The sequence below is a fragment of the Roseovarius tolerans genome (assembly GCF_028885395.1).
GTDB classification, from domain to species: domain Bacteria; phylum Pseudomonadota; class Alphaproteobacteria; order Rhodobacterales; family Rhodobacteraceae; genus Roseovarius; species Roseovarius tolerans.
The window spans coordinates 948,697-963,758 of sequence record NZ_CP118494.1; the positions used below are offsets into that span (position 1 = coordinate 948,697).

Genomic DNA, 15,062 nt, shown 5'->3' on the forward strand with positions numbered 1-15,062 from the left:
GACCGGAACATGGCAAAAACCATCGTCGTCAAGCAGATCGGCTCGCCGATCCGCCGCCCCGAAAAGCAGCGCCAGACCCTAATCGGACTGGGCCTCAACAAGATGCACAAGACGCGCGAGCTGGAAGACACGCCCGCCGTCCGCGGCATGATCGCCAAGGTCTCGCACATGGTCGAGATCGTTGAGGAAAAGGGCTGAGCGGCGTTTTCTTGAAAAGAAAACGGTCCGGAAACTTTTGAAGTTTCCGATATGCCCCAAGACAACGCCCCGGTCAGAGATGATCGGGGCGATTTTCGTTACACTATCACGCGAGTCTTTTGTCTCTCTGCCATCCGGGCGGGGGGCCGTGGTATTCTTCCCTTGCGCCTGGTCGGCGGTCTGCCCCCGGGCGCGCATTCCTTGAGGGAGGACCCCATGTCACATAAATATTCCGGCGGCTGCGCTCATATCCACACGCATGCCGATCACGACCCGATCGACAATCACACCTGTCATTGTTCCGTCTGCAAGGGCGTCACCGGGCAGGACACCACCCATGTCGTGTTCTTCAAGCATGGCGATGTGGCGGTGGACAACGAGGCCGGTCTGAAGCGCCAGCCGTTCAATGCCAACAATCCCGATGGTCCGCTGGAGCTGTGCATCTGCGCGGATTGCGGTGCGCCGATAATGCTCGACGACAAGCAGAGCCGCATCCGCGTCATCGTGCCCAACCTGATGGGCTATGATGATCAGATCGCCCCGGCCCCGTATCACGCCTTCTATGACCCGGCGAGCGGCGTGCCGAAGCCAAGCGACGGCCGCCCGGTCTACGAGGCGCTGCGCCCCGATTTCGAGTGGCCTGCGCCGTCTTAAGCACTGCTGCCCCGGCGGATCAGATCGGCAAGCGCGGGGTGATCCGCCGGGGCGCTTCGCCCACCACCAGACATCCCAGCGTGACGCGGAGCGCGTCTGACAACTCGTCCACCGTTTCGGTCGAGACGAACAGCCCGCCGGTCGCATCGGCGAGGCATTTGGCCACGGTCTGGCCGTCATAGTCACCCGCCTCGGGGCTGTTCCATGAGAACGGGTCATAGACCACGCGAAAGCCGATGACATGCACTGTGAGCCCCGGCGCTGTTTCGGCCAGATGCGCGCTCAGCGCGCAGGGCGTGCCGCCGCAGGTCTCGTTGCCATCGGTGACCAGGACGACGATACCGTCCTCTCCCAGAACCTCGACCGCCGCTCTGACCGAGGCGGCGAGCGGGGTCAGGCCGCCGGGCGAGAGGGTGTCGATCCCGGCCACCACCGCAGCGCCCGCATCGGCACGCGGGGCAAAGCGCAGGTTGATCCCCGAACAGGCATGCGCCCCGCCGGGGCCGTAGGTCAGCAGACCGACGCGGCGATAGGGGGCGATGTCGGGCATCGCTTCGCGCACCGCGCGGCGGGCGTCGATGATCCGGGTGGGGGCGGTTGCGTCATGGCCCACCTCGTCCATCGAGCCCGATCCGTCGAAGACCAGCATCGCATCGCGCGCGCAGCCCGTGGCCGCCTGTGGCGCGGGGCCGGGCAGGGTGGCGAGGGCGAGGGCGAGGGTGAGGGGCAGGGCGCGCATGGGGTCTCCGAGGTGACTAGGTCAGCCTAGCGCAGGCGGGGCGGTTGTCCATACATGCAATTTGTGAACTGTCATCCTCGGGCTTGACCCGAGGATCTGTTGCCCGAGAGATCGTCCGGTCGAGCCGGACGATGACGGGGTTTGTAGCGCGATGTGGTGGAGATCGTCCGGTCGAGCCGGACGATGACGGGGTTTGTGGCACGACACGGGGGAGATCGTCCGGTCAGGCCGGACGATGACGGTGTGGATTTTTGCCATGCCCCGCTTGCAGCACCGCGACGCTGGCCCACAACTCGGCCCTTGATCCCGGGGCGGGCCGGGTCTATACGCCCACGGTGGCCCGAGGGCCCGACTCAACCTTTCACGCAAGCCGCGTTCGGCCGCTCCCGTCGCTGGGGGCCGCATCCGGCAAGGAGATAGCGACAATGAAACTGCACGAACTTCGTGACAACGACGGCGCAACCAAGCGCAAGAAACGCATCGGCCGCGGCCCCGGTTCCGGCATGGGCAAGATGGGTGGCCGTGGTATCAAGGGTCAGAAATCCCGCTCGGGTGTGGCCATCAAGGGCTACGAGGGCGGCCAGATGCCGCTCTATCAGCGTCTGCCCAAGCGCGGCTTCAACAAGCCGAACCGCAAATCCTTTGCTGTGGTGAACCTCGGCCTGATTCAGAAATTCATCGAGGCGGGCAAGATCGACGGGTCTGCCCAGATCACCGAGGACGTGCTCGTGGCATCGGGCCTCGTGCGGCGCAAGCTCGACGGTGTGCGTGTTCTGGCCAAGGGCGAGGTGACCGCGAAACTCGACATCGCCGTGACCGGTGCCTCCAAGTCGGCCATCGACGCGGTCGAGAAGGCCGGGGGCAAACTCTCGGTCACAACAGCGCAGGCCGCTGAATAAGAGGTTGTGAGCGGGCCTGCGCCCGCTTACATAGTCCTCGAGTTTTCCTTTTGACGCCGCCTGAGCTGGAAAACAGCCCTAGGCGGCGTTGTCATATGAAAGAGACCCGCGAATGGTATCTGCAGCAGAGCAAATGGCGGCCAACACAAGCTGGTCCGCGCTTGGCAAGGCCACCGAGTTGCGCAAGCGCATCCTCTTCACGCTGGGGCTTTTGATCGTCTATCGGCTTGGCACCTTCATCCCGGTGCCGGGCATCGACGGTGCGGCGCTCCGCGAATTCATGGACGGCGCGCAGGCGACGATCGGCGGTATGCTTTCGATGTTCACCGGCGGCGCGCTTGGCCGGATGGGTATCTTTGCGCTCGGCATCATGCCCTATATCTCGGCGTCGATCATTGTGCAGCTTCTGACCGCGATGGTGCCGCAGTTGGAGCAGCTCAAGAAAGAGGGCGAGCAGGGCCGCAAGAAGATCAACCAGTACACGCGTTACGGCACGGTGGGGCTGGCGACACTGCAAAGCTACGGCCTCGCGGTCAGCCTGCAATCGGGCGACATGGTCACCAATCCCGGCCTTTTCTTCATCGCAAGCTGCATGATCACGCTGGTCGGCGGCACGATGTTCCTGATGTGGCTGGGTGAGCAGATCACCGCGCGCGGCGTCGGCAACGGCATCTCGCTGATCATCTTTGTCGGCATCATCGCCGAGATTCCCGCAGCCCTCGCACAGTTCTTTGCCTCTGGTCGCTCGGGCGCGATCAGCCCGGCGGTGATCGTGGGCGTGATGCTCATGGTGGTCGCGGTGATCGCCTTCGTGGTGTTCATGGAGCGCTCTCTGCGCAAGATCCATATCCAGTATCCGAAACGCCAGGTGGGGATGAAGGTCTATGACGGCGGCTCGTCGCATCTGCCGGTCAAGGTCAACCCGGCGGGCGTGATCCCGGCGATCTTTGCCTCGTCACTGCTGTTGCTGCCCGCGACCATCGGCACGTTTTCGGGCAATCAGACCAATCCGATCATGTCCACGATCATGGCCTATTTCGGACCCGGTCAGCCGCTCTACCTGCTGTTCTTCGCCGCCATGATCATCTTCTTCACCTATTTCTACACGTTCAACGTGGCCTTCAAGCCCGATGACGTGGCCGAGAATCTGAAGAACCAGAACGGGTTCATTCCCGGCGTGCGCCCGGGCAAGCGGACCGAGGAATATATCGAATACGTGGTCAACCGTATCCTCGTGCTGGGCTCGATCTATCTGACGGCGGTCTGTCTTCTGCCGGAGGTGCTGCGCAACCAGTTTGCCATTCCGTTCTACTTTGGCGGCACATCGGTGCTGATCGTGGTGTCGGTGACGATGGACACGATCCAGCAAGTGCAAAGCCACCTGCTCGCACATCAATACGAAGGGCTGATCGAGAAATCGCAGCTGAGCGGCAAAGGTCGCAAGAAAGGCCGTCGCAAGGGAGGGGCACGTCGATGAACATCATTCTTCTGGGGCCGCCGGGCGCGGGCAAGGGCACGCAGGCGCATCACCTCGTCGAGAGCCGCGACATGATCCAGCTTTCGACCGGTGACATGCTGCGCGAGGCCAAGGACAGCGGCTCGGAGATGGGCCGCATCGTGGCCGACGTGATGGCGCGTGGCGATCTGGTCACCGACGATATCGTGATTGGCCTGATCCGCGAGAAGCTGCAAGGCGACAAGCAGGGCGGGTTCATCTTCGACGGGTTTCCGCGCACGCTGGCACAGGCCGATGCGCTGGCCGATCTTCTGGAAGAGCAGGATGAGACGCTCGATGCGGTGGTTGAGTTGCGTGTCGATGACGAGGCGCTGGTCGAACGGATCACCGCGCGCTCGACCTGCGGCGGCTGCGGCGAGGTCTATAACGACATCACCAAGCCCTGGCCTGCGGACGGCAAATGCGCCAAATGCGGCAGCACCGACATTAAGCGCCGCGCCGACGATAACGAGGACAGCCTGCGCAACCGGCTGATGGAATATTACAAGAAAACCTCGCCGCTGCTGGGCTATTACTATGCCAACGGGCAGCTTGCCTCGGTGGACGGACTGGGCGAGATCGACGATGTCAAGGCGGCGATTGCGGCGGCACTTGACAAATGACGGAACGGGGGCTTGACGCCCCCTTAATTTCCCCATAACCAGCCCTATCTCGAACGCGAGATTGATTCTCGCCGGGTCGCCCCCGGCCTCGAATCGACAATCCGAATTCAGCTGCGGCCCGGAGCGAAAACCGCCTCGGGCTTACGTTGTGAAAAAAGGTTCTGGAGCTACGGAACCGCAACGAAAAAGGAAAAGACACTTGGCACGTATCGCCGGCGTTAATATCCCGACCTCCAAACGGGTCCCGATCGCCCTCACCTACATCACCGGAATCGGCCACTCTTCGGCCAAGGCCATCTGCGAAGCCGTGAACATCGACGTGTCGCGTCGCGTCAACGAGCTTTCGGATGCCGAAGCCCTGGCCCTGCGCGAGCACATCGACGCGAATTACACCGTCGAAGGCGACCTGCGTCGTGAGACGCAGATGAACGTTAAGCGCCTGATGGATCTGGGTTGCTACCGTGGCCTGCGTCACCGCCGCAATCTGCCGGTTCGCGGTCAGCGCACCCATACCAACGCACGCACCCGCAAAGGCCCCGCAAAGGCCATTGCCGGCAAGAAGAAATAAGGGAGGGCTGACCAGATGGCACGCGATACCAAACGCACCAAGAAGAAGGTCTCCAAGAACATCGCCACCGGCGTTGCTCATGTGAACTCTTCCTTCAACAACACCAAGATCCTGATCTCCGACGTGCAGGGCAACGCGATTGCGTGGTCCTCTGCCGGGACCATGGGCTTCAAGGGCTCGCGCAAATCCACGCCCTATGCCGCGCAGATGGCCGCAGAAGATGCAGGCAAAAAGGCGCAGGAACATGGCATGCGCTCGCTCGAGGTCGAGGTTCAGGGGCCGGGCTCGGGCCGCGAATCGGCGCTGCGCGCGCTGGCGGCTGTCGGCTTCAACATCACGTCGATCCGTGACGTGACGCCGATGGCCCATAACGGCTGCCGCCCACCGAAACGCCGCCGGGTCTGATCCGACATCTATCAAAGCGGGGCCGCGCAAGGGTGCGGTCCCCTTTTCGTCATTTTACATCCTCGGGCGTTCTGGACCTTTGGACATGAGGACAGAACAGGAATGGAGGGACGCATGATCCACAAGAATTGGGCTGAACTGATCAAGCCGACACAGCTTGACGTGAAACCGGGCAATGACCCGCTGCGTCAGGCGGTTCTGGTCGCCGAACCGCTGGAGCGCGGCTTTGGTCTGACGCTTGGCAACGCGCTGCGCCGCGTGCTTTTGTCGTCGCTGCAGGGTGCGGCCATAACCGCCGTGCAGATCGACAACGTGCTGCACGAGTTCTCCTCGGTGCCGGGCGTGCGCGAGGATGTGACCGATATCGTCCTCAACCTCAAGGGCGTCGCCGTGCGCATGGAAGTCGAAGGGCCCAAGCGTCTGTCGATCAATGCCAAGGGCCCCGGGGCCGTCACCGCTGCCGACATTTCCGACAGCGCGGGCATCGAGGTTCTGAACAAGGACCACGTGATCTGCCATCTCGACGAAGGTGCGGACCTTTACATGGAACTGACGGTCAACACCGGCAAGGGCTATGTCTCGGCGGACAAGAACAAGCCCGAGGATGCACCCATCGGCCTGATCCCGATCGACGCGATCTATTCGCCGATCACCCGCGTCAGCTATGATGTGCAACCGACCCGTGAGGGCCAGGTGCTGGATTATGACAAGCTGACCATGAAGATCGAGACCGACGGCTCGATCACCCCCGATGACGCCGTGGCCTTCGCCGCGCGCATCCTTCAGGATCAGCTGTCGATCTTCGTCAACTTCGACGAGCCGGAATCGGCGGGCCGCGAGGCCGAGGATGACGGGCTGGAATTCAACCCGCTCCTGCTCAAGAAAGTCGACGAACTGGAACTGAGCGTGCGCTCGGCCAACTGTCTCAAGAACGACAACATCGTCTATATCGGCGATCTGATCAAGAAGACCGAAGCCGAGATGCTGCGCACCCCGAACTTCGGCCGCAAGTCGCTCAACGAGATCAAGGAAGTGCTCTCGGGCATGGGCCTGCATCTCGGCATGGATGTCGAGGACTGGCCGCCGGACGATATCGAGGACCTCGCCAAGAAGTTCGAGGACGCCTTTTGAGATAAGGGGACGGAACCTTCAAAAGGTTCCGTTCCGATTTCTTTTCAAGAAATCGGTGCTCCCCGACGACCCGGGCAATCCCGCCCCAAGGAGAGCGGCTGACACGCATCAGACCGCCAGACAAAGCAAAAACGCTTAGGAGATAGAAAATGCGTCACGCCAGAGGATACCGCCGCCTGAACCGCACCCACGAGCACCGCAAGGCGCTGTGGGCGAACATGGCCGGCTCGCTCATCGAACATGAGCAGATCAAGACCACCCTGCCCAAGGCCAAGGAACTGCGCCGGATCATCGAAAAGATGGTCACGCTCGGCAAGCGCGGTGATCTGCACGCGCGCCGTCAGGCCGCGGCCCAGCTCAAGCAGGACATCCACGTTGCCAAGCTCTTCGACGTGCTGGGACCCCGCTACAAGGACCGTCAGGGTGGCTATGTGCGCGTGCTCAAGGCCGGGTTCCGCTATGGTGACATGGCGCCGATGGCGATCATCGAGTTCGTCGATCGCGACGTCGATGCCAAGGGTGCCGCAGACCGCGCCCGTGTTGCCGCCGAAGAGGCCGCAGAAGAATAAGCCACGCCAGTTATTGGCCCGGCCCTGACCCCCGCCCTCACCGGCGGGGGTTTTGCGTTTGTGGGATTAGAGTATTTGGACCAAGAAGAAACGCAGCGGGCTTGCATTGCTCTGCCGCGCCGCGCATATCTCGGGCGATCCGCCGAACCGAGGGAGGCCGCCGTTGATCCGCATCCTGTCGCTCATATTGATCCTGGTCGCGGCCCCGCTTCCCGCCGAGATGCGCGTGCCGATGATCGCCGCGCCCGAAGTGCTGTCGCACAACCCGACCCGGACGAGCGACCGCGCCGCCCTGCCAGAGATGGTGCTTGTGGAAGGCCCCGGCCCCTATGGCGTTTGGACCACGCTCACGCTGAGCATCGAGGTGATGCGCAACGGGCGGCGCATGGCGCTGCGGCTGCGGCTATGAGCGATCTCTTTGATACCGGCGACACGCCTGCACCCAAGGGGGCGCCGCGCCCGCTGGCGGACCGGCTGCGCCCCCGCGCCCTGTCGGAGGTGATCGGGCAGGATCAGGTGCTGGGGCCTGACGCACCGCTTGGCGTGATGCTGGCCTCGGGCAGCCTGACCTCGCTGATTTTTTGGGGGCCGCCCGGGGTGGGCAAGACCACCATCGCGCGGCTTCTGGCGGATGAGACCGATCTGCATTTCGTGCAGATCAGCGCGATCTTCACCGGCGTGCCGGAGTTGCGCAAGGTCTTTGAGGAGGCCAAGCATCGACGCGCGAACGGGCAGGGCACGCTGCTATTCGTCGATGAGATTCACCGGTTCAACAAGGCGCAGCAGGACGGGTTCCTGCCGCATATGGAGGATGGCACGATCCTTCTTGTGGGGGCCACGACCGAAAACCCGTCGTTTGAGTTGAACGCGGCGTTGCTCAGCCGGTCGCAGGTGTTGGTGCTGATGCGGCTCGATCTCGCGGATCTCGAGCGTCTGGCGCAGCGGGCCGAGAAGGATCTGGGCCGTACCCTGCCACTTGACGGTCCGGCGCGCGAGGGCCTGCTGGAAATGGCCGATGGCGACGGGCGTGCGCTGCTCAATCTGATCGAGCAGGTGGCGGCGTGGAGCACGGAGGGCAAGCTGGGGCGCGACGCGCTGGCCGCGCGGCTGATGAAGCGGGCGGCGAAATACGACAAGTCGGGCGATGAGCATTACAACCTCATCTCGGCGCTGCACAAATCGGTGCGCGGGTCCGACCCCGATGCCGCACTTTACTGGCTGGCGCGGATGCTGGAGGGCGGCGAGGACCCGCGTTACCTGGCGCGCCGCATCACCCGGATGGCGGTGGAGGATATCGGCCTTGCCGACCCGCAGGCACAGACCGTCTGTCTGCATGCCTGGGAACTCTATGAACGCCTCGGCAGTCCCGAGGGCGAGTTGGCGCTGGCGCAGGCGGTGACGTATCTCGCGCTCGCGCCGAAATCGAACGCGGGCTATGCCGCCTACAAGGCCGCCATGCGCGAGGCCAAGAAGAGCGGCAGCGAACCGCCGCCCAAGCACATCCTGAACGCGCCGACCAAGCTCATGCGCGATGAGGGCTATGGCGCGGGCTATGCCTATGACCACGATGCCGAGGATGCGTTTTCGGGGCAGAACTACTTTCCCGAGACGATGAAACGCCCGGTTCTCTACCAGCCAGTGGAGCGTGGATTCGAGCGCGAACTCAAAAAACGACTCGACTATTTTTCACGTCTGCGTGAGCGGCGCGGCGGGTGAAATGGCGTCCTGCCGGAAAAAACCTCAGGATGACTGACCTTTAAAACTTCGGCGTTTTCCGGAATAGAGTCTGGAAAGCCGGAGGATTTCGTGTTTTGTTTTCAATATGTCGTATTTGAGCATCCTGACCATGGGTCAGCAAAGGAAGCTTTCGGAGAGGGCCATGACAGGGGCCTCTCCAATGACAGATCAACAACAAAACAGGGAAGTCTCATGACAAAGAAAACCGACAAGGTCCTTATGGACAGACTGGCAAGTGCCGCGCGCTCCGGCGATATCTCGCGCCGGTCGTTCATGCATTTTGCCGCCGCTGCGGGCATGACTGCCTCTGCCGCGACCGGCCTCTGGGGCACATCGGCCGCCGCACAGCCAAGCCGGGGCGGCACGTTCCGCTGGGGTGTGCATGACGGCAACAGCTCTGACACGCATGACCCGGGCACCTATGTGACGCGGCAGATGATCTTTCTGGCGCACACGCATCGCAGCTATCTGACGCTGATTGAGCCCGACAATTCGCTCGGCCCGGATGTGGCGACAAGCTGGGAGGCGACACCGGACGCCAAGGAATGGACGTTCGAGCTCAATCCCGATGCGTCGTTCCACAGCGGCAAGCCGGTGACGGCGCAGGATGTGATCGACAGCCTCAACCACCATCGTGGCGACGCGTCCACCTCGGCGGCCAAGGCGCTGTTGACGGATGTGACCGACATCAAGGCGGATGGCGAGAATGCCGTTGTCATCTCGCTGGCGCGCGGCAATGCCGACCTGCCCTGGCTGATGACCGACTATCACTTTGCGATCTGCCCGTCGAATGGCGACGGGACGATTGACTGGAAATCCGGTGACGGCTGCGGCCCCTACAAGATCGAGTCGGGTGAATTCGGCATTCAGTGGGCGCTCAGCCGTCACGATGGCTGGCACGGCGAGGGGGCCTATTTCGACAAGGTCGAGATGCTGATCCTGAACGACCCGAATGCGCGTCAGACCGCGCTTGTCACCGGCGATGTGAACTGCGTCTCGCTGATCGAGCTCAAGACGCTTGCGCTGCTGGAGCGTAATCCCGACATCAAGGTCGACAACATCCCGTCGGGTGGCGCGATCACCATGCCGATGCATTGCGACACGGCACCGTTCGATGATGTGAACGTGCGCAACGCGCTGAAACTCGCGATGAACCGCGACGAGATCATCGAGAAGATCTCGTTCGGGGCGGCCACCAAGGGCAACGATTTCCACCTTTCGCCGGTGCAGCCCTATTGGCCCGAGGATATCCCGCAGCGCGAATACGATCCGGATCAGGCGAAATCGCTGCTCAAGAAGGCCGGGCAAGAGGGGCTTTCGGTCAACATGTCGGTGGCCGACAGCGTTTATACCGGTGCGGTCGACATGTGCGTCCTTTATGCCGAACAGGCCAAGGCGGCTGGTATCAACATCAATGTCGTGCGCGAGCCGAATGATGGCTACTATTCCGATGTCTGGCTGAAAAAGCCGTTCTCGGCAGTCTCCTGGGGCGCGCGCCCGACGCCGGACGTGATGTTCACGCTGGCCTACAAGGACGACGCAGCCTGGAATGAGAGCCGCTGGCAGAACGAACGCTTCAACGAGCTGCTGCTTCAGGCCAAGGGTGAGCTGGACGACAGCCTGCGCGCCGAGATGTATCGCGAGATGTGCGTGCTGATGCGCGACGATGGCGGCACGATCATCCCGTTCTTCAACAACTGGGTCTATGCCCGTGGCAAGGGTGTGGAGCGTGGCGAGGATGTCGCGGCCAGCTGGAGCTGTGACGGTGCCCGCGCCGCGAGCCGTTGGTGGTTCTCGACATAACGCCCTGATCCGGCCCGGTCCCCGAAAAGGGGGCCGGGTCTTTCACTGCCGGTGGCGGGTCTGTCCCGCCTCCGGTTTCGCCAATTCGGTCGCACTCGCAAATACCAAAAAACAAAGCGCGACCGCAGACACAGAACACTGTGCGCCTGAGCCGAAAACGGCCCGCCGGAACAAGGCGGCAGGCAGAAACAGCAGGAGGGAAAGATGGGGGACATCCTAGGGCTCGTTGCGAAACGGCTCGGTCTCGGACTGATCATCCTATTGGTCATATCCGTCATCATATTTTTCATGGTCGAGCTTTTGCCCGGTGACATCGCCGAGGCGGTGCTGGGGCAGGGCGCGACGCCCGAAAACCTGGCCGCATTACGCAAGGAGATGGGCCTCGATCAACCGGCCATCGTGCGCTACCTCGACTGGTTGTCGGGTGCGGTGATGCTCGATTTCGGCAATTCCATCGTAACCGGCACAAGCGTGTCGCAGACGATCAGCGAACGTTTTGCCAACACGCTGTTTCTGGCGACCTACGCGGCCGCCATCGCGGTGCCGATCTCGATCGTTCTGGGGATCATCGTTGCCCTGCTGCGCAACTCGATCTTCGACCGGGTGGCCAACGTGGCGACGCTCACCTCGATCTCCAGCCCCGAATTCTTTCTGGGCTATATCCTGATCCTCTATCTGGCGGTCAAGACGAGCATGTTCCCGGCGATTGCCAGCCTGAGTTCTGACATGGATTTCGGCGATCTGCTCTATCGCACCTTCCTGCCCGCGCTGACGCTGGTGCTGGTGGTGACTGCCCACATGATGCGGATGACGCGCGCGGCGATCATCAACCTTCTGGCCTCGCCCTATATCGAGATGGCGCGGCTCAAGGGCACGCCGCCCTGGAAGGTGATTGTCAAACACGCCCTGCCCAATGCCTGGGCCCCGATCATCAACGTGGTAGCGCTGAACCTTGCCTATCTCATCACCGGCGTGGTGCTGGTGGAGGTGGTGTTCGTCTACCCCGGTATCGGACAGGCCCTCGTGGACGCGGTCAGCAAACGCGACTTCCCGGTGGTTCAGGCCTGCTGCCTGATCTTCGCGGCGACCTTCATCCTGCTCAATCTGGCAGCCGATGTGGGCGCGATCCTGACAAATCCGCGCCTGCGGCATCCGAAATAAGGGGGCAGAGACATGAGTGTTTTCGTCATTATCTACTATACTCTGCTACTCGGCGCGTCCTGCCTTGCGGCTTACTTCAACAAGCGGTCGGCGTTCCTGCTGATCTTCTCGCTGACCCTGGTGTCGTTCATTCTCGGGATTGTCGGCGGGCCGGGCGCGTTGCGCAGCGTGGCGATCGCGGCGGGGCTTCTGGCGCTGGCGGCGATGGTCTCCTACGCCTTCCGCGAGTTCCTGATCGTCATCGCCTCGACCAACATGGCCAAGGAGTTGCGCACGGCACCGCTGACGGCGGCCTTCGGGATGTTCGTGATCTTCACCTATGCGATCGCGGGCATTTTCGCGCCGGTGATCGCGCCCTTCGGCGAGGCCGAGATCATCTCCTCGGCCTTTGCGCCGGCGGATGAGACGATGCTGCTGGGGGCGGATCAGCTGGGCCGCGACATGTTCAGCCGCATCATCTACGGCGCGCGCAATACCGTGGCCCTGGCGCTTGCCGGGACGGTGCTTGCCTTCCTTCTGGGCGCGCTTGCGGGTCTGCTGGCGGCTGTCAATGGCGGCTGGTTCGATCAGCTTATCGCCCGCACCTCGGACGTGATCATGTCGATCCCGTCGCTGATCTTTGCGCTCTTGATGCTGTCGATCTTTGGGGGCGAGTTGGCAAATGACACGACGAGTTTCTGGTTGCTGACCGGGTTCATGATGGTGACCGGACTGCTGGTCGTGACGGCGGTGTTCGAGAACAACATCATCGGCTGGGCCATCGGGCTGGCGGCGCTGGTCGGGGTATCGGTGGCCTTTGCCGGGTTCATGCTGATCATCTTCAACCCGTCCGAGATCATTCTCGTGCTGGTGGTCGCGGTGATCTACAGCCCGCGCGTCTTCCGCCTGACACGGGCGGTCGCGGGCAATGTCGTGGTGATGGACTATATCGAAGCGGCCAAGCTGCGCGGTGAAAAGACATGGTATCTGATCCGCCGGGAAATCCTGCCCAACTCGACAGCACCTCTGGTGGCGGAATTCGGGCTGGAATTCTGCTTCGTGTTCCTGCTGATCGCGGGCCTGTCGTTCCTCGGCCTCGGCATTCAGCCGCCGACGGCGGATTGGGGCTCGATGGTGCGCGAGAACGCGACGCTGGTTTCGTTCGGTGAGATCACCCCGCTCATTCCTGCGGCGGCCATCGCGCTTCTGACCGTCGCGGTCAACTTCGTGGTGGACTGGATGCTCTACCGCTCCTCTGGACTGAAGGTGTAATCGTCATGATCAAGAAAAAAGACGTATTGCTGAAAATCCGTGACCTGAAGATCCAGGGCTATTCGGATGAGACCTGGGTCGATATCATCAAGGGTATCGACCTGACCCTGCACCGGGGCGAGGTGATGGGGCTGATCGGCGAATCGGGTGCGGGCAAATCCACCATCGGCGCGGCCTGCATGGGCTATGCTCGCGACGGCACCCGCATTGTCGACAGCTCGATCGAGTTCGACGGGATGGAACTGACAACCGCCACCGAGGCCGACCGGCGCATGCTGCGCGGCTCGCGCATCGCCTATGTTGCGCAATCGGCGGCGGCGTCCTTCAACCCGGCGCACAAGATCATTGATCAGCACACCGAGGCGCCGCTCCAGTACCGGCTCAAGAAACGGATGGAGGCGCAGGAGGACGCGATGGAGCTTTACGAAAAGCTCCGGCTGCCGAATCCGCAGGAAATCGGATTTCGCTATCCGCACCAAGTCTCGGGCGGGCAGCTGCAGCGCGCGATGACCGCGATGGCGATGTCCTGCCGTCCCGACCTGATCATCTTTGACGAGCCGACGACGGCGCTGGACGTGACGACGCAGATCGAGGTTCTCTCTGCCATCAGAGACATCGTGGATGAGTTCAACACCGCGGCGATCTACATCACCCATGACCTCGCAGTCGTGGCGCAGATGGCCGATACTATCAAGGTGCTGCTCAAGGGCGAAGAGGTCGAGGAGGCATCGACCCGCGAGATGCTCGAGAACCCGAAAGAGGATTACACCAAATCCCTCTGGGCCGTGCGTGGCTTCAAGAGCCCGCAGCGCCATCGGCCCGATGACGGCTCGCCGCCGCTCATCTCGGTCAAGAACGTGGACGCGTCCTATACCGGTGGCGAGAAGGTGCTCGATGATGTGAGCTTCGACATCTACCCCGGCATGACCGTCGCGGTGGTGGGCGAATCCGGCTCGGGCAAATCCACCACGGCGCGGGTGATCACGGGCCTGCTGCCGCCGTCCAAGGGCGAGGTGCTGTTCAAGGGCGAGCCGTTCCCGCCCGATTACCGCAACCGCACCAAGGACCAGTTGCGCCAGTGCCAGATGATCTACCAGATGGCCGACACCGCGCTCAATCCCAAGGTGCGGATCTCCGAGATCATCGGCCGTCCGGCGGCGTTCTATTCCGGGCTCAAGGGTGTCGCGCTCAAGAACCGGATCGACGAGCTGCTCGACCTGATCGAGCTTGAACCGGCGCAGTATTACAACCGTTACCCGGCAGAGCTTTCAGGTGGGCAGAAACAGCGCATCGGTATCGCCCGCGCCCTCGCCGCCGAGCCGACCTTCATCGTGTGTGACGAGGTGACATCGGCACTCGATCAGCTTGTGGCCGAAGGGATTCTGCGGCTGCTTGACCGGCTCCAGAACGAGCTGAACCTCGCCTATATGTTCATCACCCATGACCTTGCGACGGTGCGGTCCATCGCTGACGAGGTGGTGGTGATGCAGCATGGCAAGGTGGTGGAGCAGGGGCCCAAGGACGAGATGTTCACGCCGCCGCACCATCCCTATACCGATCTGTTGCTCAGTTCGGTGCCCGAGATGGATCCCGACTGGCTGACCACTCTTCTGGAAGAGCGCGGCGTCGATAATGTGGGCGATGCGGCATCGGCCAAGATCGACCCGAAAGACGCCAAGGTCACCTGACCTTGGACGAACACCAAAACGGCGGGGGGAAGCCTCCGCCGTTTTTCATGTCGGACTCTGCGTTGTCTGGGGTGCTTAGAGAACCGCCATGGCCGACAGCACGAAAGTGCCGATGATCGCGCCATAGACGATCACCACGGC

At 62.4% G+C, this 15,062-nt stretch carries 16 protein-coding genes; 15 read left to right on the forward strand and 1 reads right to left on the reverse strand.

The features are described from left to right. Positions 1 to 9: 9 nt before the first annotated feature. Both rpmD and PVU19_RS04695 read left to right on the forward strand, forming a co-directional pair. Positions 10 to 198: a 50S ribosomal protein L30 gene (gene rpmD, locus PVU19_RS04690; protein WP_050663321.1), complete on the forward strand. Its 189-nt coding sequence runs from the start codon at positions 10 to 12 to the stop codon at positions 196 to 198. A gap of 216 nt (positions 199 to 414) precedes the next feature. After that, the gene (locus PVU19_RS04695) at positions 415 to 852 is read left to right on the forward strand and encodes a GFA family protein (RefSeq protein ID WP_050663320.1); all 438 of its coding nucleotides are present in this window, start codon (positions 415 to 417) and stop codon (positions 850 to 852) included. 19 nt (positions 853 to 871) lie between these two features. On the opposite strand, the gene PVU19_RS04700 is transcribed toward PVU19_RS04695, so the two are convergent. Further along, a complete protein-coding gene (locus PVU19_RS04700; protein WP_050663319.1) occupies positions 872 to 1,591 on the reverse strand; it encodes a vWA domain-containing protein in 720 nt (239 codons plus the stop codon). Positions 1,592 to 2,016: 425 nt separating this feature from the next. On the opposite strand from PVU19_RS04700, the gene rplO reads away from it, so the two are divergent. From rplO to PVU19_RS04765, 13 genes are all read left to right on the forward strand, one after another. Further along, positions 2,017 to 2,490 (forward strand): 50S ribosomal protein L15, encoded by a 474-nt coding sequence (gene rplO / locus PVU19_RS04705; protein WP_050663318.1) that lies wholly within the window; start codon positions 2,017 to 2,019, stop codon positions 2,488 to 2,490. Between the two features lie 112 nt (positions 2,491 to 2,602). Then, positions 2,603 to 3,967 carry a preprotein translocase subunit SecY gene (secY, locus tag PVU19_RS04710; protein WP_050663317.1) on the forward strand — a complete coding sequence of 455 codons (1,365 nt, stop codon included), beginning with the start codon at positions 2,603 to 2,605 and terminating at the stop codon, positions 3,965 to 3,967. Continuing rightward, the gene (locus PVU19_RS04715; protein ID WP_050663316.1) at positions 3,964 to 4,608 is read left to right on the forward strand and encodes an adenylate kinase; all 645 of its coding nucleotides are present in this window, start codon (positions 3,964 to 3,966) and stop codon (positions 4,606 to 4,608) included. The genes secY and PVU19_RS04715 overlap by 4 nt, the downstream gene beginning before the upstream one ends. 199 nt (positions 4,609 to 4,807) lie before the next feature. Further along, positions 4,808 to 5,176: a 30S ribosomal protein S13 gene (gene rpsM, locus PVU19_RS04720; protein WP_050663315.1), complete on the forward strand. Its 369-nt coding sequence runs from the start codon at positions 4,808 to 4,810 to the stop codon at positions 5,174 to 5,176. Positions 5,177 to 5,191: 15 nt separating this feature from the next. Continuing rightward, entirely contained in the window at positions 5,192 to 5,581 is a 390-nt protein-coding gene (gene rpsK, locus PVU19_RS04725; RefSeq protein WP_050663314.1) for a 30S ribosomal protein S11, read from the forward strand. Positions 5,582 to 5,695: 114 nt separating this feature from the next. Further along, complete coding sequence (locus PVU19_RS04730) at positions 5,696 to 6,712, forward strand: DNA-directed RNA polymerase subunit alpha (protein WP_050663344.1); 1,017 nt, start codon at positions 5,696 to 5,698, stop codon at positions 6,710 to 6,712. Positions 6,713 to 6,861: 149 nt separating this feature from the next. Next, a complete protein-coding gene (rplQ, locus tag PVU19_RS04735) occupies positions 6,862 to 7,281 on the forward strand; it encodes a 50S ribosomal protein L17 (protein WP_050663313.1) in 420 nt (139 codons plus the stop codon). Positions 7,282 to 7,444: 163 nt separating this feature from the next. Further along, entirely contained in the window at positions 7,445 to 7,690 is a 246-nt protein-coding gene (locus PVU19_RS04740) for a hypothetical protein (RefSeq protein WP_050663312.1), read from the forward strand. After that, positions 7,687 to 8,997 (forward strand): replication-associated recombination protein A, encoded by a 1,311-nt coding sequence (locus PVU19_RS04745; RefSeq protein ID WP_050663311.1) that lies wholly within the window; start codon positions 7,687 to 7,689, stop codon positions 8,995 to 8,997. The genes PVU19_RS04740 and PVU19_RS04745 overlap by 4 nt, the downstream gene beginning before the upstream one ends. A gap of 213 nt (positions 8,998 to 9,210) precedes the next feature. Then, the gene (locus tag PVU19_RS04750) at positions 9,211 to 10,821 is read left to right on the forward strand and encodes an ABC transporter substrate-binding protein (RefSeq protein WP_050663310.1); all 1,611 of its coding nucleotides are present in this window, start codon (positions 9,211 to 9,213) and stop codon (positions 10,819 to 10,821) included. A gap of 204 nt (positions 10,822 to 11,025) precedes the next feature. Then, positions 11,026 to 11,982: an ABC transporter permease gene (locus PVU19_RS04755; RefSeq protein WP_050663309.1), complete on the forward strand. Its 957-nt coding sequence runs from the start codon at positions 11,026 to 11,028 to the stop codon at positions 11,980 to 11,982. 12 nt (positions 11,983 to 11,994) lie between these two features. Continuing rightward, the gene (locus tag PVU19_RS04760; RefSeq protein ID WP_050663308.1) at positions 11,995 to 13,233 is read left to right on the forward strand and encodes an ABC transporter permease; all 1,239 of its coding nucleotides are present in this window, start codon (positions 11,995 to 11,997) and stop codon (positions 13,231 to 13,233) included. 5 nt (positions 13,234 to 13,238) lie between these two features. Further along, a complete protein-coding gene (locus tag PVU19_RS04765; protein ID WP_050663307.1) occupies positions 13,239 to 14,921 on the forward strand; it encodes an ABC transporter ATP-binding protein in 1,683 nt (560 codons plus the stop codon). The last annotated feature ends 141 nt before the right edge of the window (positions 14,922 to 15,062 follow it).